Source organism: Streptomyces sp. NPDC104814 (genome assembly GCF_055583185.1).
Genome location: NZ_JBVJOL010000005.1, coordinates 45,593 through 65,081 on the forward strand (window position 1 = coordinate 45,593; position 19,489 = coordinate 65,081).

Sequence of the window (19,489 nt, forward strand, 5' to 3'; positions counted from 1 at the left end):
CCGCCTATTCAGCCCTACTTGGCGTGCCGGACGGCGTAGATCATGACGAACGCCACGATGTGGATGCCGAAGAGGAAGTACGCCAGGAAGATCCACACCTGGCGTTCGTCCTTCGTCTCCTGGGCCAGCCGGCGCTGTTCCGGCGACAGCTCCCTCTCCTCTTCGGCCATCAGCGTTCCCGGTGCACCTTGGTGTTCGACGCCTGGGCGCGCGGACGGACCACCAGCAGGTCGATGTTGACGTGGCTGGGGCGGGTGACGGTCCAGGTGATGGTCTCGGCGACGTCGTCGGCGGTCAGCGGTTCGGCGACGCCCTCGTAGACCTTCTCCGCCCGCTCCCGGTCGCCGCCGAAGCGGGTGAGGGCGAACTCGTCGGTCTTGACCATGCCGGGGGCGATCTCGATGACGCGGACCGGCTTGCCGACGATCTCCAGGCGCAGCGTCTCGGCGAGGACGTGCTCGCCGTGCTTGGCGGCGACGTAGCCGCCGCCGCCCTCGTAGGTGCCGAAGCCGGCCGTCGAGGACACGACGACGATCGTGCCGTCGCCGCTCGCCTCCAGCTTGGGCAGCAGGGCCTGGGTGAGGTTGAGGGTGCCGATGACGTTCGTCTCGTACATCGTGCGCCAGTCGTCCGGGTCGCCGGTGGCGACCGGGTCGGCGCCGAGGGCGCCGCCGGCGTTGTTCACCAGCACGCCGATGGTCTTGAACGCGGTCGCGAACTCGTCGACGGCGGCGCGGTCGGTGACGTCCAGCGGGTACGCCGTCGCGGAGTGCCCGGCGGTGTTGATCTCCTCGGCGATCGCCTCGATGCGGTCCTTGCGGCGGGCGGTGAGCACGACGCGGTAGCCGGCGGCGGCCAGCCGGCGGGCCGTGGCGGCGCCGATGCCGCTGCTCGCCCCGGTGACGACGGCGATGCGGGCGGCGGCGGACGGTGCGGCGGTGGCCATGGGCTGCTCCTCGGACGTCGGTGCGCTGGTCCGGCCCAGGATAGGCGGCTGCGCCGGCGTGCGGGCGGGGCCGGTCAGCCGTTGCCCCGGGGCGCCCACATGATCAGCGCCATGCCGGCCAGGCAGACCAGGGCGCCGGCCACGTCCCAGCGGTCGGGCCGGTAGCCGTCCGCGACGGCGCCCCACAGCAGGGAGCCGGCGACGAAGATCCCGCCGTAGGCGGCGAGGACGCGGCCGAAGTGGGCGTCGGGCTGGAAGGTGGCGACGAACCCGTACGCGCCGAGCGCGAGGATGCCGCCGGCGGCCCACAGCCAGCCGCGGTGCTCGCGCACGCCCTGCCAGACCAGCCAGGCGCCGCCGATCTCCAGGATCGCGGCGAGGACGAAGAGGGCGGCGGACCGGAGGATGAGCATGCGCGCAGCTTGGCACACGGCCCTTGCGCGGGCGGCCGGGACCAGCAGGCAGGAGGCGCCCGGCGGTGCCGGGGGGCCCTCCTGTGGAGTCAGCGGGGGCGGCGGGGCCGGCGGGAACCGGCGCAGGCCACGGGGGCGGGCGGCGGCCGGGGTGGAGCTGCGCGATGTGCGCGACGCGGGTCGTGTGGCCGGTCGTGGGGTGGTGTCACCCGCTGGGCGGCGCCTGGGGCGGGGGGCGTGGGGGATACATGGCAGCGATGTGCCGGACGGCCGGGTGAGGAGTGGGTGGCGTGCGTGTGCTGGCGAAGTGGGGTGCGGGTGCGGCACTGGCGGCGCTCGGTGTGCTCGCCGTGGGCGGGCCGGCGGGTGCCGCCGTCGCGGTGACCGGGGCGCAGGGCGGGCCGGCGGGTGCTGCTGCCGCGGGGCCGGGGGCGCAGGGCGGGAGCGGGGTGGCCGGGGCCGGGCGGGTGGTGCCGGAGGCGGACCTCGCGTATCACGGGTCGGTGGTGCTCAGCGGGGGCCGGGTCCGGGTCGAGCTGACCCCGCGCAACCACGGCCCGGCGGCGGTGCCGGAGGCCGCGCTGCGGCTGCGCTGGTCGGTGCCGCTCGCCGAGAGCGGGCAGCGGCTGCCTGGCGGCTGCGTGCGCACCGGCGAGCGCGAGGTGGTGTGCCGTACGGGCCCGCTGGCCGAGGGCGAGGTGGGCGAGCGGATCGACCTCGATCTGCGGCTGCGCGGCCGGCCGGCGGAGGTCCGGCTGGAGCTGGGCACGATGTGGCGCGGAGGCGTCCCCGACCACAACCGGGCCAACGACCGCTACCAGGTGCTCGTGCTGGACACCGGGGACGCGTACCCCTTCTGACGGCTCCGGCTTCTGACGGCTCCGGCCGGGTCCGCCGGCCGTCGCTGCGTCGTACGCTTTCTGCATCACGCAAGCGAAGGGGTGCGGCGGATGACGCGGGACGGGCGGGCGCGGCTGCTGGAGGAGCTGTCGGGCGTGTCCCGGCGGTACATGGCGTCGTACGCGTTGTTCAACCAGGCCGTGGCCGATCATCTGCGGCTGCATCCCACGGACGTGCAGTGCCTGAACCTCCTCACGCTGGAGGAGGAGCCCGTGACCACCGGCCGGGTCGCGGAGCTGACGGGGCTGACGACCGGATCGGCGACGCGACTGGTGGACCGGCTGGAGAAGGCCGGTTATGTGCGCCGGGAGCGGGACGCGACGGACCGGCGCAAGGTGCTGGTGGTGACCGTGCCGGAGCGCATCGCCGAGTTCGGCCGCATGTGGGACCGGCTCGGCGGCGGCTGGTACGCCCTCTTCGACGACCTGGACGAGTCCCAGCTCGGCGTCATCGTCGACCACATGCGCCGTACGACGCGGTTCGGCGCCGAGCAGGTCGCGCGGTTGCGGGCGGGGGACGTGTAGGGCCTGTCGCGCGGATCGTCCCGACGCCGTTGGGTCCGGTCGCCGGGCGGTTCAGCCGGCGGAGGTCCGCACCAGGTCGGCGTACAGGATGATGTTGTCCGGGCGGTGGCCGGCGCGCAGGTCGCCGCCGCAGGTGATGACGCGCAGTTCGGGGCGGGCGGTGTCGCCGTACACCCGCTGGGTGGGGAAGTGTTTCTTGTCCACCTGTTGCAGAGCGCGTACGGCGAAGACGGCGGTGGAGCCGTCGGCGCGGTCCACGGTGATGGTGTCGCCGGCCTTGACGCGTGCCACGTTCCGCAGGACCGCGGGGCCCTTGACGGTGTCGAAGTGGCCGATCAGGACGGCCGGTCCCGTCTGGCCGGGGGTGACGCCCTCCCGGTACCAGCCGATGCGGTCCGCCTGGGCCACGGACGGCACCTGGACGGTTCCGTCGGCGGCCAGGCCGAGTTCGAGGACGGGTCCGGTGTCGACGCCGGCGGCCGGGATGCGGACCCGCACGGGCTCGGCGGCGGCCAGCGGTGCCGGCGGGGGCGTGGACGCGGCCGGGGTGGGTGTGGCCGGGGCGGTCGCGGCCGGCGGCAAGGCGGAGGCGGTGATGTTCGCGGCCGGGCCGTGTGCGGCCGCCGGTGCGGTGCCGTCGGCGTGCAGGGCTGTGAGGGTCATCCAGCCGCCGACGGCGAGCGCGGCCGCCGCCGCGGCCGTGATCCGGCGCAGGCGGCGGCGGTGTGCTGCGGACGGTTCGTCCGGGGCGGAGGGCGCGTTCATCTGGTTCCTCGGGTGTACGCGGAAGGCGGGCCGCCGGTGAGGACCGGCGGCCCGCCCTGGACCGGGTGGTGACGGGGGATCAGACGCCCGCGCGGCGACGGCGCACCACGTAACCGAGGCCGATCACGCCGGCCGCGGCCACGGCGGCGCCGCCCGCCAGCAGCGCGGTGTTCTGCTCGCCGCCGGTGCCCTCGGCGCCCGCGGCCACGCCGCCGGCCGGGACGACCTTGGTCTGGGTGGTCCTGGTCGTGCCGCCAGTGGTGCCGGTGGCGGTGCCGGTGCCGGTGCCGGTGTGCTGGGAGGTGCCGGTGCCGGCGCCCTTGTCCGTGCCCTTCTCCGAGCCCGAGCCCGTGCCCTTGTCCGTGCCGGTGTTCACGCAGCCCTTGGGGAGCTTCGGGAAGGGCGTGACGCGCCAGGGGAAGTCGCCGCCCTGGTTGCGGTCGAGGAAGAGCGGGGCGGTGCTGTCGGCGTTCTTGATCTTCAGGCCGTCGGCGAGGTCCTCGGGGTGGTCGCGGTCCACGGTGGCCACCGCCTTGCCCTTCTCGTCCTTCAGCACGGCCTTGGGGCCCTTGCGGAGACTGTTGGTCAGGTCGACCGTCCAGCCGCCGAAGCTGGAGGGGATGGTCTGCAGCACCGTGCACTTGCCGATCACGGTGACCGTGCCGGAGCCCGTGCCCGTGCCGGTCCCCGTGCCCGTGCCGGTCCCCGTGCCCGTGCCCGTGCCCGTGCCGGTCCCCGTGCCCGTCCCGGAGCCTGTGCCCGTGCCGGTCCCCGTGCCGGTCCCCGTGCCCGTGCCCGGCTTCGCGCAGTCCTGCGGCAGTGCCGGGAAGGGCGTCTCGCGCCAGGGGGTGTCACCGCCCTGGGTGCGGGAGAGGAAGAGCGGGCTGACGGTGTCCGCGTTCTTGATCTGCAGACCGTTGGCGAGGTCCAGCGGGTGGGCCCGGTCCACGCCGGCCACCGTCTTGCCCTTGTCGTCCTTGAGGACGGCCTTCGGGCCCGCCGAGAGGCTGTTGGTGAGGTCCACCGTCCAGCCGCCGCCGAAGACGGAGGGGACGGTCTGCGTCGCGGTGCAGTGGGTGCCGGTGTCGCCCTGGCCGTCGGCGGCGAAGGCGGCGGCCGGCGTGAGCAGCGCGCCGGCGAGCGCGGCGGTGGCGACGGCGGCGCGGAGTACGACGCGGTGGCGCGAGAACACAGCAGACATGGTGATCCCCCCAGGGACGGCAAGAGCGGTGAAGACAAGGAGATCGCCCCGCGCGGTTCTCCGTCCGGCCCCCTGGTTCGGCCCTGCGCTGTGCGATGCCTCAAGTCTGCTGATCACATGACCTTGATCGATACGGGAATCGTCACCGCCGGGTAACAGGGCGCAGGGGCCTCATTTCTCCGGCTGTTCCGCCGTTCTCGGCGTCGTAGCGTTCGCGGGCCGTGTGGACCTCGTCGAAGTGGGTCTCCGCCCAGTCCTTCACGGCCGTCAGCAGGCGGGCGAGGCTGTCGCCGAGCGGGGTGAGCGCGTAGTCGACGCGGACCGGGACCGACGGGGTGACGGCACGGGTGACGATGCCGTCGCGTTCCAGGGCGCGCACGGTCTGGGTGAGCATCTTGGGGCTCACACCGGCGATCTTGCGGCTGAGGTCGCTGTAGCGCATGGGCCCGGCGGACAGGGCGGCGACGACGAGGCTGACCCACTTGTCGCTGAGCCGGCCGAGCAGCTGGTTGGTGGGGCATTCGCGCAGGAAGGCGTCGTACTCGATGCGGGCCTGTTCGCGGCGCTGGGCCGCGGTGGTCGTCGCCATGGCTCTCCTCGCGGTGTCATAGGCACCTTCAGGTAACTACTTCCTCTTGGATAGTAGCTCTCTTTACGGTTGTCCACATCGCAAGGGAAGCACGGCAAGTGCCGGTGTGACGAGGAGAGTTGACATGCGTGCTGCAGTGGTGAGGACCTTCGGCGGACCCGAGGCCGTGGAGGTCGTGGAGACCGGGCTGCCGGAGCCGGGCGCGCGGCAGGTGCGGATCAGGGTGGCCGCCAGCGCGCTGAACCCTGTGGACGCGGGGGTGCGCGCCGGGGCCTTCGGTGGTGCCGGCAAGCAGATCGGGCTGGGCTGGGACGTCGCCGGGACGGTCGACGCGACCGGTGTCGCCACGGCCTGGAACGTCGGCGACGAGGTCGTGGCGCTGGACTACGGCATGGTCGCGCCGCTCGGGGCGCACGCCGAGTACGTCGTCGTCGACACCGACGCGGTGGCCAAGGCGCCGGCCACGGTCGACGCGGTGCACGCGGCGACGCTGCCGCTGAACGCGCTGACCGCCGTGCAGGCCCTCGACAGCCTGGAGTTGGCGCCCGGGCGGACGCTGCTGGTGACGGGTGCCGCCGGGGCGGTCGGCGGGTACGCCGTGCAGCTCGCCGCGCACCGGGGCGTGACCGTGACCGGGCTGGCCCGGGAGGGCGACGCGGAGCTGGTGCGCTCGCTGGGCGCCACGCATGTCACCGCGCCGGAGGCGGGGGCCTTCGACGCGGTGCTGGACGCGGCGGTCCTCGGTGAGACGGCACTGGCCTGGGTGCGGGACGGCGGCGCGTACACCGGGGTGATTCCGCAGGCCCAGCCCGCCTCCGTGCGCGGGGTGCGCACCGCGGCGGTCGAGGTGAGCGCCGACGGGGCGCGGCTGGCGGAGCTGGTACGGCTGGTGGACGAGGGGGTGCTGACCCTGCGGGTGGCCGAGACGTTCGCGCTGGACGACGCGGCCAAGGCCCACGCCCGCCTCGCGCAGGGCGGCGTACGCGGGCGCCTGGTGCTGGTGCCGTAGCGGTGGGACTCGGTGGCCGTGGCCCCATGGGCGCCGGCGGGGGTCCGGGCTCGGGGCCAGTGCCCCGTGGGCGGCGTGCGGGGGCCTGGCTCAGTGTCCGTGGTCCGCGGGTGCCGTGCGCGGCAGGAGGCGTACGAGGGGCAGGCAGGCGGCGACGGAGACGGCGACCACGGTGAGGGTGACGGTCATCGCGTGGCCCTCACCACCGTCGGGCACGGCGGCGAAGTACACCGTCGTCACGGCCGCGGCGCCGAGAGCGTTGGCGAGCTGCTGCACGGCGTTGAGCGAGCCGCTCGCGCTGCCCGCCTCGTCGGGGGCGATGTCGCCGATGGTGACGTCGTAGACCGTGCCGAAGCAGGTGCCCATGCCGAGGCCGACGAGCAGCAGGGGTGGCGTCAGGGCCCAACTGCCAGGGCCGCCCTGGGAGACGAGGGCCAGCAGCCAGCCGCAGCCGGCGAGGAGCAGCACCAGTCCGGTGAGGACGAGCCGGCGGCCGTGGGTGGCCAGGAAGCGGTGGCAGGCGATCGAGGCGACGACGATCCCGGCGCACAGCGGGATCAGGGCGAGCGCGGTGCCGGTGGGTGTGCGGCCGAGGCCGCGCTGGAGGTAAAGGGAGACGCCGTAGAGCAGTCCGGCGACGGCGGCGAAGGCGACGACACCGAGCAGCAGGCCCGAGGTGAACCCGCGGTGGCGCAGCAGGCTCGGGCGGATCAGCGGATCGGGCGCGGTGGTCTGGCGGCGGGCGAACCCGGCGAACAGGGCGAGGCCCGCGAGCAGGGCGAGGAGCGGCCGGGCGCCCCAGCCGTGGTCGGAGCCGTCGATCAGGCCGCCGAGCAGGCCGAGCATCGCACCGGCGAGCAGGAGGGCGCCCGGGGTGTCGACGACGGTGCCGGGGGTGCCGCGGTCGCGGGGGAGCAGCCGGTGGGCGGCGAGCAGGGCGGCGCCGCCGAGGACCAGGTTGATCAGGAACATGGGGCGCCAGCCGAGGCCGGCGACGTCGGCGTCGACGAGGAACGCGGCGAGGACCGGGCCGCCGACGGCGGACAGGCCCATCACCGGCCCGAACAGGCTGAACGCCTTGCCGATCTCTTCGCGTGGCCAGGTGGCGCCGAGGATGCCGAAGCCCTGCGGGATGAGCAGGGCCCCGAAGGCGCCCTGAACGAGCCGGGCGGCGACGAGGGGGGCCGGCGTGGGGGCGAGTCCGCAGGCCAGGGAGGCGAGGACGAACCCGGTGAGGCCGATGAGGAAGGTCCGGCGGCGGCCGTACCGGTCGCCGAGCCGGCCGCCGGGCACGAGCAGCACGCCGAGCGCGAGGGCGTAGGCGGCGCCGAGCCACTTCACGAGTGCGGCCCCGCCGCCGAGGTCGGCGGTGATGGTCGGGGCGGCGATGTTGGTGATGGTCGCGTCGAGCAGGTCGAGGACGTCGGCGGCGAGCACCACACCGAGGACGGCCCAGCGGGCGCGGGCGGGGAGGGGCGGACTGTTGGGGTGCGCGCCGCCCGAGCCGGGGCCGGAGTGCGGGTCGGAGCGGGGGCCGGAGGCTGTGTCCGGGCCGGAGTTGGAGCCTGTGCTCGGGCCGGAGCGGGAGCCTGCGCCTGAGCCGGAGTTAGAATCTGCGTCATGCAATGTCTGCGTCACGCAGATAAATATGGAGGGGGCGGTGCGCGGCGTCAAGGGGATATCGGGTGTCCGTCTGCAGGAGGTGGGGTCACTGGGGGCGGAATACGAGAGCCCGGGTCGCCGTTGGGCGGTATAGTTCAACAATCAACTATTTGGAGGGTGAGCGACCATGCAGTTCGGTATCTTCAGCGTGGGCGACGTCACGCCGGACCCCACCACCGGCCGGACGCCGACCGAACGCGAGCGCATCAAGGCCATGGTCGCGATCGCGCTGAAGGCCGAGGAGGCCGGGCTCGACGTGTTCGCCACCGGGGAGCACCACAACCCGCCGTTCGTGCCCTCGTCGCCGACGACGATGCTCGGTTACATCGCCGCCCAGACCGAGCGGCTGATCCTCTCCACGTCCACGACGCTGATCACCACCAACGACCCGGTGAAGATCGCCGAGGACTTCGCGATGCTCCAGCACCTGGCCGACGGGCGCATGGACCTGATGATGGGCCGCGGCAACACCGGGCCGGTCTACCCCTGGTTCGGCAAGGACATCCGGCAGGGCATCAACCTCGCCATCGAGAACTACGCCCTGCTGCACCGCCTGTGGCGCGAGGACGTGGTGAACTGGGAAGGCAAGTTCCGCACCCCGCTGCAGGGCTTCACCTCCACCCCGCGCCCGCTGGACGACGTACCGCCCTTCGTCTGGCACGGCTCCATCCGCTCCCCGGAGATCGCCGAGCAGGCCGCGTACTACGGCGACGGGTTCTTCCACAACAACATCTTCTGGCCGGCCGACCACACCAAGCGGATGATCGAGCTGTACCGCAACCGGTACGCCCACTACGGCCACGGCACGCCCGAGCAGGCCATCGTCGGCCTCGGCGGGCAGGTGTTCATGCGCAAGAACTCCCAGGACGCGGTGCGCGAGTTCCGGCCCTACTTCGACAACGCGCCGGTGTACGGCCACGGGCCCTCCCTGGAGGAGTTCACCCGGGAGACCCCGCTGACCGTCGGCTCCCCGCAGCAGGTCATCGACAAGACGCTGTCCTTCCGCGAGTACGCCGGCGACTACCAGCGCCAGCTGTTCCTGATGGACCACGCCGGGCTGCCGCTGAAGACCGTGCTGGAGCAGATCGACCTGCTCGGCGAGGAGGTCGTGCCAGTGCTGCGCAAGGAGTTCGCCGTGGGCCGCCCGGCCGGCGTGCCGGAGGCGCCGACCCACGCCTCGCTGCTCGCGACCGCCCGCAGGGAAACCGCCGCCACGAACGCCGAGGAGGCCGCCGTATGAAGCTCGTCGTCGTCTCCGCGGGCCTGAGTGTGCCCTCCTCCACCCGGCTGCTCGGCGACCGGCTGGCCGCCGCCACCGCCGAGCGCACCGGGGCGGCAGAGGTGCGGGTGATCGAGCTGCGCGACCTCGCCGTGGCGATCGCGCACACCTTCACCAGCGGCTTCCCGGGCGGGGAGCTGTCCGACGCGTTCGACGCGGTGCGCGCGGCGGACGGGCTGATCGTCGTCACGCCCGTGTTCTCCGCCTCCTACAGCGGACTGTTCAAGTCGTTCTTCGACGCGCTCGGCGCGCACGACCAGGACGCGCTCGCGGGCAAGCCGGTGCTGATCGCCGCGACCGGTGGCACCGCGCGGCACTCCCTGGTGCTGGACCACGCCCTGCGGCCGCTGTTCGCCTATCTGCGGGCCGTCGTCGTCCCGACCGGGGTCTACGCCGCCTCCGAGGACTGGGGCGCGGAGGGCCTGCCGGAGCGGATCGAACGCGCCGCGGGCGAGCTGGCCGCGCTCATGGCCGGCCTCTCCACGGCCCGGCCGCCGGCCCAGCGGGACGCCTTCGACGTCATCCCCTTCGAAGAACAACTGACCGCACTGCGCCCGACGGGCTGAGCGGAGGGCTCCGCCGGGGAGCCCTGCCCGGCCGGCCGCGCCGCGAGGGCCGAGCCGACCCGGGCGGGGGCCACGCGCCCGTGTCCGGGCCGGCCCCGCCGCGGACGGAGGGCTGAGCGGATGGGGGGCCACGCGCCCCCTGCCCGGTCGGCCTCGCCACGACGCCCGGGCCGCCTGGGCGGGCCACGCGCCGCTGCCCGGCGGCCCCGCCGCGACGGAGGGCTGAGCGGCGGGGGTCACCCGCCCGCCCGGTCGGCCCCGCCGCGACGGAGGGCCGATCGGGTCCGGGGCCTCGCCCCAAGGGGCCGCTTCTCGCCGGCCCCCTCGGCCCCGGCTCGGGCGGAACGGGTGCAGAGAGCCCGGCCTTGATCCCGGCGATCCCGGCGGGGGCGCCCGCCTCCCGACCTGCACCGGCGGCCCGGCGGAGGCGCCCGCCCTCCGACCTGCACGTCCCACCCGGTCGGCGCGGACCGGGAAAGCCCCCGGACAGCGGCTTGCGGACGGTGAGATCCGAGTAAGAAGGGTGATCGTCGCACCGCTCGCCCGGCCGGGGCGTCCCAGGGCTTGGCAGACTGGTCGGGTGCCCCAGACAGTTCTCCTCGCCGAAGACGACCGAGCCATCCGCCACGCCCTGGAACGCGCCCTCACCCTGGAGGGCTACCAGGTGACGGCGGTCGCCGACGGCGTGGAGGCGCTCGCGCAGGCCCACAAGTCGCCGCCGGACGTGCTCGTCCTGGACGTGATGATGCCCGGCATCGACGGACTGCAGGTCTGCCGCGTGCTGCGCGCCGAGGGCGACCGTACGCCCATCCTCATGCTGACCGCGCTGGTGGAGACCGCCGACCGGATCGCCGGGCTCGACGCCGGTGCCGACGACTACGTCGTCAAGCCGTTCGACGTCGACGAGGTGTTCGCCCGGCTGCGCGCCCTGCTGCGCCGCACCACCCCCGAAGCCCCCGCCCCCACGGTGACCCGTGACGAGCCGCAGATGCCCGAGCGGCACATCGAGGCCGCCGGCATCCGCATGGACCCCCAGGCCCGCCGGGCCTGGCGCGGCGGACGCGAGCTGGAACTCACCCGCACCGAGTTCGAGCTGCTGGAACTGCTCGTGCGCAACGCGGGCATCGTCCTCGACCACTCCACGATCTACGACCGGATCTGGGGCTACGACTTCGGCCCCGGCTCCAAGAACCTCGCCGTGTACGTCGGTTACCTGCGCCGCAAGCTCGACGAGCCCGGCGCCCCGCAGCTGATCCACACGGTGCGCGGCGTGGGTTACGTGCTGCGGGAGGACTGACATGGGGCGCGGGCGCCTGCGCCGCCTGGTGTCCGGGCGGCGGCCCGGGCTGGTGTCGCTGCGGACGACGTTCGCGGTGTCGTTCGCGGCCGTCACCGCCGCCGTCACCGTCCTGGTCGGCATCCTGTCGTACAACGCGGCGGCCCGGCTGGTGCGCTTCGACCAGCAGACGGTGTTCGACGAGGTCGTGCAGGACGTGCGCAGCGAGGTGCGCCAGCACCGGATGTCCCCGGAGGACTTCTCCTCCTCCGCGCCCGGTCACGACGTCGTCCGCCCGGCCCGCACCAATGTGCAGGTGCTCGGCGCCGACGGCGCGGTCTCCGACAGCGGCAGCCCCGCCCTGCCGGTCAGCGAGGCCGACCGGACGATAGCGGCCGCGGGCAGCGCCGGGCGCATGGTGCTGCACAAGGAGGTCGACGTCGGCAGCGACGTGTACCGCGTCGCCACGGTCTCGCTGGGCGGGAAGCGCGGCGCGGTGCAGGTCGCGCAGGAGTTCAGCGACACCGAGGACCTGCTGCGGGCGCTCCAGCAGCGCACGCTGATCCTGATGGCGGCGGTCGTGGTCGCGGCCGGTCTGTTCGGCTGGTGGCTGGCCCGGCGCATCACCCGCCGGCTCATCGTCCTGACCGCCGCCGCCGAGGACGTCGCCCGCACCCGCCGGCTCGGCATCCAGGTGCCCGTCACCGGCTACGACGAGGTGGGGCGCCTGGGGCGCGCCTTCGACCGGATGCTGGGCCGGCTCGCCCAGTCCGAGGAGGACCAGCGGCGCCTGGTCCAGGACGCGGGGCACGAGCTGCGCACCCCGCTGACCTCGCTGCGGACCAACATCTCGCTGCTGAAACGGATCGACGAACTGCCGCCCGGCTCCCGCGAGGACCTGGTCGCCGACCTCGGCCAGGAGGCCCGCGAGCTGACCGACCTGGTCAACGAGCTGGTCGACCTCGCCGCCGGGCAGTCCGACAGCGAGCCGCCGCAGCGGGTGGACCTCGCCGACCTCGCCGAGGACGTCGCGGGCCTCGCCCGCCGCCGCAGCGGCCGCGAGATCGTGCTGCGCGCGAGCGGCGACACGACGACGTACGGCCGGCCGGGCATGCTCCAGCGGGCGGTGTCGAACCTGGTGGAGAACGCGACCAAGTTCGACCGCGACGGTACTGCGCCGATCGAGATCAACGTGGCCGGTCCGGCCCGCCCCGGCACGGTGCGTGTCGAGGTCCTGGACCGCGGGCCCGGCATCACCGACAGCGATCTGCTGCGCGTCTTCGACCGCTTCTACCGCGCCGCCGACGCGCGCTCCCTGCCCGGCTCCGGCCTCGGCCTGTCCATCGTGCGCGAGGTGGCCCTGGCCCACGGCGGAGCGCCGTTCGCGCAGCACCGCGAGGGCGGCGGCTCGGTGATCGGCTTCACGGTCGCGGGGGCGCCGTCCCGGCGGGAGAACGAGGCGGGCTGAGCCCGCGACGGGTCCCGAGCACGTCGAGCAGGTTCGCCGCGGACGGCTTCCCCCCGAACAGAGAGCGTCAGTCCTGGGGTTCCCGGCCCGTGCGGCGGGCGTAGGCGCGGGCCGCGCGGGCGCGGTCGCCGCAGCGCGTGGAGCACCACTGGCGGCGGCCGTGCCGCAGCAGGTAACGGGTGCACGGGGGTGAGCCGCAGGCGGTGAGGCGGTCGGCGTCGGGGCCGGTCAGCAGGTCGGCGGCGTCGGCGGCGAGCGTCGCCAGGGCGTGTTCGAGGATCTGGGTGGTGGGGTGGGCGGCGGCCCGGTGCAAGCCGCGCGTGGTGTCCCAGTGCAGCAGCGCGGTGGCCGGGGCCTTGGTCATCGCCTCGTTGACCGTCGCCAGGGCGCCGGCCGGGGCGGGCTGTCCCTCGACGCGGGAGGCGATCAGCGCGCGGATCTGCTCCCGCAGCGAGCGCAGTTGCGCCGCGCACACCTCCCGCAGACCGGCGTCGGCCGGGGCGAGGCCGCGTTCGGCCAGCCAGTGGTTGGCGTCCGCCGGGCCGATGAGCAGGTCGACGGTCTGCCCGCCGGGCAGGGCCATCGCGCTGTTGGCGAGGTCGAGCGACAGGTACTGCTCGGCGCCCGGCGCGGGCGGAGCGGCCGGTTCCAGGGGTTCGGCGAGCGCGGTCTCCGTCATGTATCTCATGGTACGGCTTGCGTGCATCCGTGAGAAACAGCTACCGTCTCTCACGGATAGCCGCTTGGTCATCCGTGAGACTCTTCTGTGAGGTGCTGCTCCGTGTCCGCTTCCGTCTCCTCGCCCGAGCTCCCCGTCCACCGCTACGGCGGTCCCACCGCCCTCTTCGAGTACGGCGGCCTGCGCTTCCTCACCGACCCCACCTTCGACGAGCCCGGCGTCTACCCGATCGGCGGCGGCCGCACCCTGACCAAGCTCGCCCCCTCCCGCACCACCCCGGCAGCGCTGGGCCGCGTCGACGTCGTGCTGCTCTCGCACGACGAGCATCCCGACAACCTCGACCACTCCGGCCGCGCCCTGCTCGCCGATGTGCCGCTCACGCTGACCACGACCGGTGGGGCGCGGCGGATCGGCGCCGGGGCCAGGGGGCTCGCGGACTGGGAGTCGGTCGAGCTGGACCGGCCCGGCGGCGGCACGGTGACGGTCACCGGCGTCCCCGCCGTGCACGGCCCCGGCACCAAGGAGCAGGTCGAGCCCGTCGCCGGCCAGGTCACCGGCTTCGTCCTGACCGGCGAGGGGCTGCCCACGGTGTACGTCAGCGGCGACAACGCCTCCCTGGACGCGGTCCGGGAGATCGCCGACCGGTTCGGCCCCGTCGACACCGCGGTGCTGTTCGCCGGAGCGCCCCGCACCGGCATCTTCGACGACGCGCTGCTCGTCCTGGACGGTGCCGGCGCCGCCGAGGCCGCCGGGCTGCTCGGCGCCCGTCATGTGGTGCCCGTCCACTGCGACAGCTGGGCCCACTTCACGGAGGGCCGCGAGCACGTGGTCAAGGCCTTCGCCGAGGCCGGGCTCGGCGACCGGCTCACCGAGGACTGACGCCGGCCCCGCTCCCCGGGGCTGTGCGCTCGGGTCGGCACCGCTCGCCCCGCCGGGGCCGTGCCCCCGGAGCCCGCCGTGTCCCGGTGCCGGCCGTTCCCCGTACGCTGCCGGAACCGCACCACGTCAGCCGACCCCCGGGGGAGCCCGCGTGACCACGCCTCGCAAACAGCCGTTCCTCTACGTCGTCGTCTGTGCGGCCGGGGTCGCCGGTGACGTCGGCAAGCTGATCTCGGCCGCGCAGGGGCAGGGCTGGGAGGTCGGCGTCGTCGCCACCCCGCAGGGCCTCGGCTTCATCGACGCCGCGGCGGTCGAGGCGCAGACAGGTCACCCGATCCGTTCCGCCTGGCGGCGCCCGGGTGACCCGCGCCCGCTGCCGCCGGCGGACGCGATCGCCGTCGCCCCGGCCACCTTCAACACGATCAACAAGTGGGCCGCGGGCATCTCCGACACCCTCGCCCTGGGCATCCTGTGCGAGGCGTACGGCATGGGCGTACCCATCGCCGCCCTGCCCTGCCTGAACGCGGCCCAGGCCGCCCATCCCGCGTACCGGCAGAGCCTGGAACGGCTACGCGAGATGGGCGTCCGGATCGGCGGCGCGGAGCCGTACCGGGGGACGGAGGCCGGGCGGGACGCGTTCTCCTTCCGCTGGGAGGAGGCGCTGGACCTGCTGGAGCCCGGGCGCACGTGACGGCGGCAGCCGTCCGGCGTCGGCGTCGGGGAGGGGGCCGGCCCGGGGAGGGCCGGCCGGGGAGGTGCGCCCGCCGGCGGGCTCAGTCGACGTCCACCCGGCCGTCGTTCGGCTTCTGCTCCTTGCCCGCGGCCAGTCGGAGCAGGCCGTTGTCCTCGTTCTTCTCGGGGCGGTGGCCGTCGGAGTCCTGGCCGTTCAGGTTCTGCCGGACCGAGTCGAGGATCGTCAGGCCCTGGGACACCAGGCCGGCGGCGATCTCGCCGAGGCCGTCGGCACCGTTGAGGACGTTGACGTTGGCGCCGGCGAGACCGCCGGCGGCCTCCTTGACGATCTGCGGGAGCTGGTCGATCAGCATCCGGTCGAGCGCGACCCGGTCGTACGAGGCCGCCGCCTCCGCCTGGATCTTCATCCGCTGTGCCTCGGCGGCCGCGAGGATCCTGACCCGCTCGGCCTCGGCCTCGGCGGGCTTCACGATCTCGGCCACCAACTGCTGCTGACGCAACTCGGCCTGCCTCTGGGCCAGTTCCGTCTGGGCGGCGAGCACCTCCTGCTGGGCGTCGGCCTGCGCGAGCGGTCCGGCCTGCGCGGACTTGGCCTGGGCGCGGTCCACCTCGGCCGAGTACTCGGCCTTGACGATGGCGGTCTGCCGGGCGTACTCGGCCTGCGCGCGGGCCGCCGCCTGCTCCGCCTCGGCCGCGGCCTGGGTGGCCTGCGCCTGCGCGATCTGGGCCTGCCGCTGGATGGCCGCCTTGTGCGGCGCGGACATCGCCTCGATGTAACCGGTGTCGCCGTCGTCGATCGACTGGATCTGCAGGGAGTCGACGGTCAGGCCGATCTTGGCCATCTCGACCTTGGAGGTGTCCAGGACCTCCGCGGCGAGCTTCTGCCGTTCGGTGACGATCTCCTCGACCGTCATCGAGCCGATGATCGCCCGCAGATGACCGGCGAAGATCCGGCCGGTGAGCACCGACATCTGCTCCTGGTCGGAGAGGAAGCGCTGGCCCGCGTTGATGATGCTTTCATGATCGTTGCCGACCTTGAAGGCGATGACCGCGCGGACGTGCAACGCGATGCCCTGCCTGGTCACACAGGTCTCGGTGACCTCGGACTCGCACATGGACAGGGTGAGGAACCGGACCTTGCGGAAGACCGGGAGCACGAACTTGCCATGCCCCGTCACCACGCGAAACGGCGCACCCCCCAGGCCCCGCCTTCCTCCCGAGATCAGCATCGCCTCGTCGGGGGCGGGGACGCGGTAACCGAACATGCCTGTACTCCTCAGTCGGCGTCGGCGGTGTGCTCGCCGAGCGCGTCCAATGGATCCACCCACTCGATGACACCGACCTCACGGCATCCCCGCGATTCGATCACGAGCACCGTCGCGCCCGCCGACAGGGGGTTCTCCGACCAGGCGAGGAAGGTCTCGGAACCGCCTCTGACCCGGACCAGGATCTCGCCGGGGCCCGCGGATCCGCGCGTTCCTATGAGTACCGTCCCCGTGCAGCCGACCACGGCCTCGTCCTGTGGCATCACCGGCCGTCCTCCTCGTCCTGGCCCCGTGATTCCGACGATAGACCCACCCCGGCCGGGACCCAACGGGCCGGAGCTCTCCTCGGCGCCGCCCGCGGGAATCCCCGCGAGCATCACCGCCGGCTCAGGGCCACACCAGGCAATAAGGCTGGTGACCGGCCTCGTGGAGCCGGTGTGAGAAGTCCTGCCACTCGTGCAGCAGCTGGTACACGTTGAACGCGTCCCGGGGGCCGCCGCGGTCCGGGACCGTGGACCAGATGAACGCCGCCGCGCCGACCGCTTCCTCGCCGATGTCGCGCAGGGGGTCGACGACCGTCATGGGGAGTTTCACGACCGCGTAGTCGGGGTGCAGGACGACCAGCTCCAGGGGCGGGACCTTGTGCAGGGGGACGCCCTCGATGCCCGTCAGGACCATCGCGGCCATCGTCTCCGGCTTGATCTTGGTGAACATGCCGTTCATGCCGAGCTCGTCGCCGCCGAGTTCCTCGGGGCGCATCGAGATCGGGACGCGGGCCGCCGTCGCACCGTCCGGCGCGCCGAAGTACTTGTACGTCACCCCCACCCGACCACCATTCCTGCTCCCCGCCCCGAGGCGGTCCACCCGGCTCAGCCGGTCCGGCCGCTCCGGGCCGATCGGCCGCTCGGGCTCGTTCGGTGCACCCTGTGCCTGCTGACGTGCGTCGTTCGCTGCCTCCGCGTCGCGCCGGTGCCTTCCCCGCCGGGCGCGTCGAGGACCCAGGTCATCGGTCCCCTCGCCCAGTCCGCCACCGCGATGCATATCTCCACCCGACTGCTTTTCTAGGCTGCGTGCCCGGGGCTGCGCAACCCGATCATCGTGTCAGTGACCTCCCCCACGGTCACACGCCGAAACGTGAGCTGGAACAGCTGTCCGCAGGTTTTGTCGAAAAGCCCCCGACACGACCCTTCGTCATGTCCATACGTATGCGGGGACCAGTTTCTCAGATGGGCGGGGTGCGGATCTCTCGTATCGGCGTGGTCGGCCTACCCTGAGGAGGTCACCCGGCAGCCCAGCCGGAGAAGGTCCCGGAAGAGGTCGGAGAAGCCGCACGTCATGAGCGAACTGCCCTATCCCTACGAAGCGCCTGCCTCCCAGGCACTGTTCGACCGTGCGGCGGTCGTCACGCCGGGTGGCGTGAACTCGCCGGTGCGGGCCTTCCGCGCCGTCGGCGGCACGCCCCGGTTCATGGTGTCCGGCAAGGGCCCGTACCTCACCGACGCCGACGGCCGCGAGTACGTCGACCTGGTCTGCTCCTGGGGCCCCATGATCCTCGGGCACGCGCACCCCGAGGTGCTCGCCGCCGTGCAGGAGGCCGTCGCCCGCGGTACGTCCTTCGGCACGCCCGGTGAGGGCGAGGTCGCGCTCGCCGAGGAGATCGTCGCCCGGGTGGAGCCCGTCGAGCAGGTCCGGCTCGTCTCCAGCGGCACCGAGGCCACCATGTCGGCCATCCGGCTCGCCCGCGGGTTCACCCGGCGCTCCAAGGTCATCAAGTTCGCCGGGTGCTACCACGGCCACGTCGACTCGCTGCTCGCCTCCGCCGGGTCCGGTGTGGCGACCTTCGCGCTGCCGGACACCCCGGGTGTCACCGGCGCGCAGGCCTCCGACACGATCGTGCTGCCGTACAACGACCTGGAAGCCGTGCAGGAGGCCTTCCACCGGCACCCCGGCGAGATCGCCTGTGTGATCACCGAGGCGTCGCCCGGCAACATGGGTGTCGTGCCGCCGCAGCCCGGCTTCAACCAGGGGCTGAAGGACGCCTGCCAGAAGAACGGCGCGCTGTACATCTCCGACGAGGTCATGACCGGCTTCCGGACCAGCCGCGCCGGGTGGTACGGCATCGACGGGGTCAAGCCCGACCTGATGACCTTCGGCAAGGTGATGGGCGGTGGCTTCCCCGCCGCCGCGTTCGGCGGCCGCGCCGACGTCATGGCCCACCTCGCCCCGGCCGGCCCCGTCTACCAGGCCGGCACCCTCTCCGGGAACCCCGTCGCCACCGCCGCCGGCCTCGCCCAGCTGCGCCTCCTCGACGACGCCGCCTACGACCGGGTGAACGCCGTGTCGGAGCAGATCCGCACGCTCGTCACCGAGGCGCTGGCCAAGGAGGGCGTCGCGCACCGGCTGCAGACCGCCTCCAACATGTTCTCCGTGTTCTTCACCGACCGTGAGGTGCGGAACTACGAGGAGGCGAAGAAGCAGGAGTCGTTCCGCTTCACCGCGTTCTTCCACGCCCTGCTGGAGAACGGTGTGTACCTGCCGCCGTCGTCCTTCGAGTCGTGGTTCGTGTCCACCGCGCACGACGAGCGGGCCATCCAGAAGATCGCCGACGCCCTCCCGGCGGCGGCCCGAGCCGCGGCGGAGGCCACCGCGTGAGCGACAGCAGCAAGGACATCACCGTCGTCCATCTGATGCGGCACGGCGAGGTCGCCAACCCGGACGGCATCCTCTACGGCCGGCTGCCCGGGTACCACCTGTCCGAGCTGGGCCGGAAGATGGCCGAGCGGGTCGCCGACCATCTCTCCTCCCGGGACGTGACGTACGTGTGCGCGTCCCCGCTGGAGCGGGCGCAGGAGACGGCCACCCCGATCGCCAAGGCGCACGGGCTGGACCTCGCCACCGACGAGCGGCTCATCGAGGCGGAGAACGTCTTCCAGGGCAAGACCTTCGGCGTCGGCGACGGCGCGCTGCGCAAGCCGGACAACTGGAAGCACCTGTTCAACCCGTTCAAGCCGTCCTGGGGCGAGCCGTACGTCGACCAGGTGGTGCGGATGATGGGCGCGCTGAACGCCGCGAAGGACGCCGCCCGCGGGCACGAGGCCGTGCTCGTCAGCCATCAGCTGCCGATCTGGATCGTGCGCAGTTACGTCGAGCGGCGCCGGCTGTGGCACGACCCGCGCAAGCGGCAGTGCACGCTCGCCTCGCTGACGACGTTCACCTACCAGGGCGACCGGATCGTCTCCGTCGGCTACACCGAGCCGGCCCGCGACCTGGTCCCGGCCCATCTGCTGTCCGGCGCCAAGCCAGTGAAGGGCCAGGGCAAGGCGTTCGGCGCGTGACGCGGCGCTGTCGGCTCAGCCGGCCGGGGGGAGCCGGCTC

22 protein-coding genes are annotated in these 19,489 nt (G+C 73.5%); 11 read left to right on the forward strand and 11 right to left on the reverse strand.

Going from position 1 to position 19,489, the window contains the following annotated elements; genetic code table 11:
* Positions 1-14: 14 nt before the first annotated feature.
* From ACZ64A_RS18495 to ACZ64A_RS18505, 3 genes are all read right to left on the reverse strand, one after another.
* Entirely contained in the window at positions 15-170 is a 156-nt protein-coding gene (locus tag ACZ64A_RS18495) for a hypothetical protein (protein WP_469811424.1), read from the reverse strand.
* Positions 170-946, reverse strand: coding sequence for an SDR family NAD(P)-dependent oxidoreductase (locus ACZ64A_RS18500; protein ID WP_469811425.1), 777 nt, complete (start codon positions 944-946; stop codon positions 170-172). The genes ACZ64A_RS18495 and ACZ64A_RS18500 overlap by 1 nt, the downstream gene beginning before the upstream one ends.
* 74 nt (positions 947-1,020) lie before the next feature.
* A complete protein-coding gene (locus ACZ64A_RS18505; RefSeq protein WP_469811426.1) occupies positions 1,021-1,359 on the reverse strand; it encodes a YnfA family protein in 339 nt (112 codons plus the stop codon).
* A 290-nt stretch (positions 1,360-1,649) separates the two neighbouring features.
* On the opposite strand from ACZ64A_RS18505, the gene ACZ64A_RS18510 reads away from it, so the two are divergent.
* A complete protein-coding gene (locus ACZ64A_RS18510) occupies positions 1,650-2,219 on the forward strand; it encodes a hypothetical protein (protein ID WP_469811428.1) in 570 nt (189 codons plus the stop codon).
* Positions 2,220-2,309: 90 nt separating this feature from the next.
* Positions 2,310-2,783, forward strand: coding sequence for a MarR family winged helix-turn-helix transcriptional regulator (locus ACZ64A_RS18515; RefSeq protein ID WP_469811429.1), 474 nt, complete (start codon positions 2,310-2,312; stop codon positions 2,781-2,783).
* A gap of 51 nt (positions 2,784-2,834) precedes the next feature.
* Here the strand turns inward: ACZ64A_RS18515 and ACZ64A_RS18520 are convergent, their stop codons facing one another.
* From ACZ64A_RS18520 to ACZ64A_RS18530, 3 genes are all read right to left on the reverse strand, one after another.
* The gene (locus ACZ64A_RS18520; protein WP_469811430.1) at positions 2,835-3,548 is read right to left on the reverse strand and encodes a class F sortase; all 714 of its coding nucleotides are present in this window, start codon (positions 3,546-3,548) and stop codon (positions 2,835-2,837) included.
* A gap of 79 nt (positions 3,549-3,627) precedes the next feature.
* Complete coding sequence (locus ACZ64A_RS18525) at positions 3,628-4,749, reverse strand: hypothetical protein (RefSeq protein ID WP_469811431.1); 1,122 nt, start codon at positions 4,747-4,749, stop codon at positions 3,628-3,630.
* A gap of 142 nt (positions 4,750-4,891) precedes the next feature.
* A complete protein-coding gene (locus ACZ64A_RS18530) occupies positions 4,892-5,338 on the reverse strand; it encodes a winged helix-turn-helix transcriptional regulator (RefSeq protein ID WP_469811432.1) in 447 nt (148 codons plus the stop codon).
* 124 nt (positions 5,339-5,462) lie between these two features.
* On the opposite strand from ACZ64A_RS18530, the gene ACZ64A_RS18535 reads away from it, so the two are divergent.
* Positions 5,463-6,347 carry an NADP-dependent oxidoreductase gene (locus ACZ64A_RS18535; RefSeq protein ID WP_469811433.1) on the forward strand — a complete coding sequence of 295 codons (885 nt, stop codon included), beginning with the start codon at positions 5,463-5,465 and terminating at the stop codon, positions 6,345-6,347.
* 90 nt (positions 6,348-6,437) lie between these two features.
* On the opposite strand, the gene ACZ64A_RS18540 is transcribed toward ACZ64A_RS18535, so the two are convergent.
* Positions 6,438-7,985 (reverse strand): MFS transporter, encoded by a 1,548-nt coding sequence (locus ACZ64A_RS18540; protein WP_469811434.1) that lies wholly within the window; start codon positions 7,983-7,985, stop codon positions 6,438-6,440.
* 151 nt (positions 7,986-8,136) lie between these two features.
* On the opposite strand from ACZ64A_RS18540, the gene ACZ64A_RS18545 reads away from it, so the two are divergent.
* The 4 genes from ACZ64A_RS18545 (at position 8,137) to ACZ64A_RS18560 (ending at position 12,598) form a co-directional block, all read left to right on the forward strand.
* A complete protein-coding gene (locus ACZ64A_RS18545; RefSeq protein ID WP_469811435.1) occupies positions 8,137-9,249 on the forward strand; it encodes an LLM class flavin-dependent oxidoreductase in 1,113 nt (370 codons plus the stop codon).
* Positions 9,246-9,854, forward strand: coding sequence for an FMN reductase (locus ACZ64A_RS18550; protein ID WP_469811436.1), 609 nt, complete (start codon positions 9,246-9,248; stop codon positions 9,852-9,854). Before ACZ64A_RS18545 ends, ACZ64A_RS18550 begins: the two co-directional genes overlap by 4 nt.
* Before the next feature lie 580 nt (positions 9,855-10,434).
* Positions 10,435-11,151 (forward strand): response regulator transcription factor, encoded by a 717-nt coding sequence (locus ACZ64A_RS18555; RefSeq protein WP_469811437.1) that lies wholly within the window; start codon positions 10,435-10,437, stop codon positions 11,149-11,151.
* Position 11,152: 1 nt separating this feature from the next.
* Positions 11,153-12,598: a sensor histidine kinase gene (locus ACZ64A_RS18560; protein ID WP_469811439.1), complete on the forward strand. Its 1,446-nt coding sequence runs from the start codon at positions 11,153-11,155 to the stop codon at positions 12,596-12,598.
* A gap of 67 nt (positions 12,599-12,665) precedes the next feature.
* Here the strand turns inward: ACZ64A_RS18560 and ACZ64A_RS18565 are convergent, their stop codons facing one another.
* A complete protein-coding gene (locus ACZ64A_RS18565) occupies positions 12,666-13,286 on the reverse strand; it encodes a CGNR zinc finger domain-containing protein (RefSeq protein WP_469811440.1) in 621 nt (206 codons plus the stop codon).
* Positions 13,287-13,379: 93 nt separating this feature from the next.
* Between ACZ64A_RS18565 and ACZ64A_RS18570 the strand changes: the two genes are divergently transcribed.
* Together ACZ64A_RS18570 and ACZ64A_RS18575 are read left to right on the forward strand one after the other, a co-directional pair.
* Positions 13,380-14,156 carry an MBL fold metallo-hydrolase gene (locus ACZ64A_RS18570; RefSeq protein ID WP_469811441.1) on the forward strand — a complete coding sequence of 259 codons (777 nt, stop codon included), beginning with the start codon at positions 13,380-13,382 and terminating at the stop codon, positions 14,154-14,156.
* A 151-nt stretch (positions 14,157-14,307) separates the two neighbouring features.
* Complete coding sequence (locus ACZ64A_RS18575) at positions 14,308-14,847, forward strand: flavoprotein (RefSeq protein WP_469811443.1); 540 nt, start codon at positions 14,308-14,310, stop codon at positions 14,845-14,847.
* Between the two features lie 82 nt (positions 14,848-14,929).
* Here the strand turns inward: ACZ64A_RS18575 and ACZ64A_RS18580 are convergent, their stop codons facing one another.
* The 3 genes from ACZ64A_RS18580 to ACZ64A_RS18590 form a co-directional block, all read right to left on the reverse strand.
* Positions 14,930-16,114: an SPFH domain-containing protein gene (locus tag ACZ64A_RS18580; protein ID WP_469811444.1), complete on the reverse strand. Its 1,185-nt coding sequence runs from the start codon at positions 16,112-16,114 to the stop codon at positions 14,930-14,932.
* A gap of 11 nt (positions 16,115-16,125) precedes the next feature.
* Positions 16,126-16,377 carry a hypothetical protein gene (locus ACZ64A_RS18585; protein ID WP_469811445.1) on the reverse strand — a complete coding sequence of 84 codons (252 nt, stop codon included), beginning with the start codon at positions 16,375-16,377 and terminating at the stop codon, positions 16,126-16,128.
* 124 nt (positions 16,378-16,501) lie between these two features.
* On the reverse strand, positions 16,502-17,155 hold the full coding sequence (locus tag ACZ64A_RS18590) for a hypothetical protein (RefSeq protein WP_469811447.1): 654 nt from the start codon (positions 17,153-17,155) through the stop codon (positions 16,502-16,504).
* 294 nt (positions 17,156-17,449) lie between these two features.
* Here ACZ64A_RS18590 and hemL point away from each other — a divergent pair, with 294 nt between their 5' ends.
* Both hemL and ACZ64A_RS18600 read left to right on the forward strand, forming a co-directional pair.
* On the forward strand, positions 17,450-18,766 hold the full coding sequence (hemL, locus tag ACZ64A_RS18595) for a glutamate-1-semialdehyde 2,1-aminomutase (RefSeq protein ID WP_469811448.1): 1,317 nt from the start codon (positions 17,450-17,452) through the stop codon (positions 18,764-18,766).
* Positions 18,767-18,801: 35 nt separating this feature from the next.
* A complete protein-coding gene (locus tag ACZ64A_RS18600; RefSeq protein ID WP_469811898.1) occupies positions 18,802-19,449 on the forward strand; it encodes a histidine phosphatase family protein in 648 nt (215 codons plus the stop codon).
* Positions 19,450-19,489 lie beyond the last annotated feature (40 nt).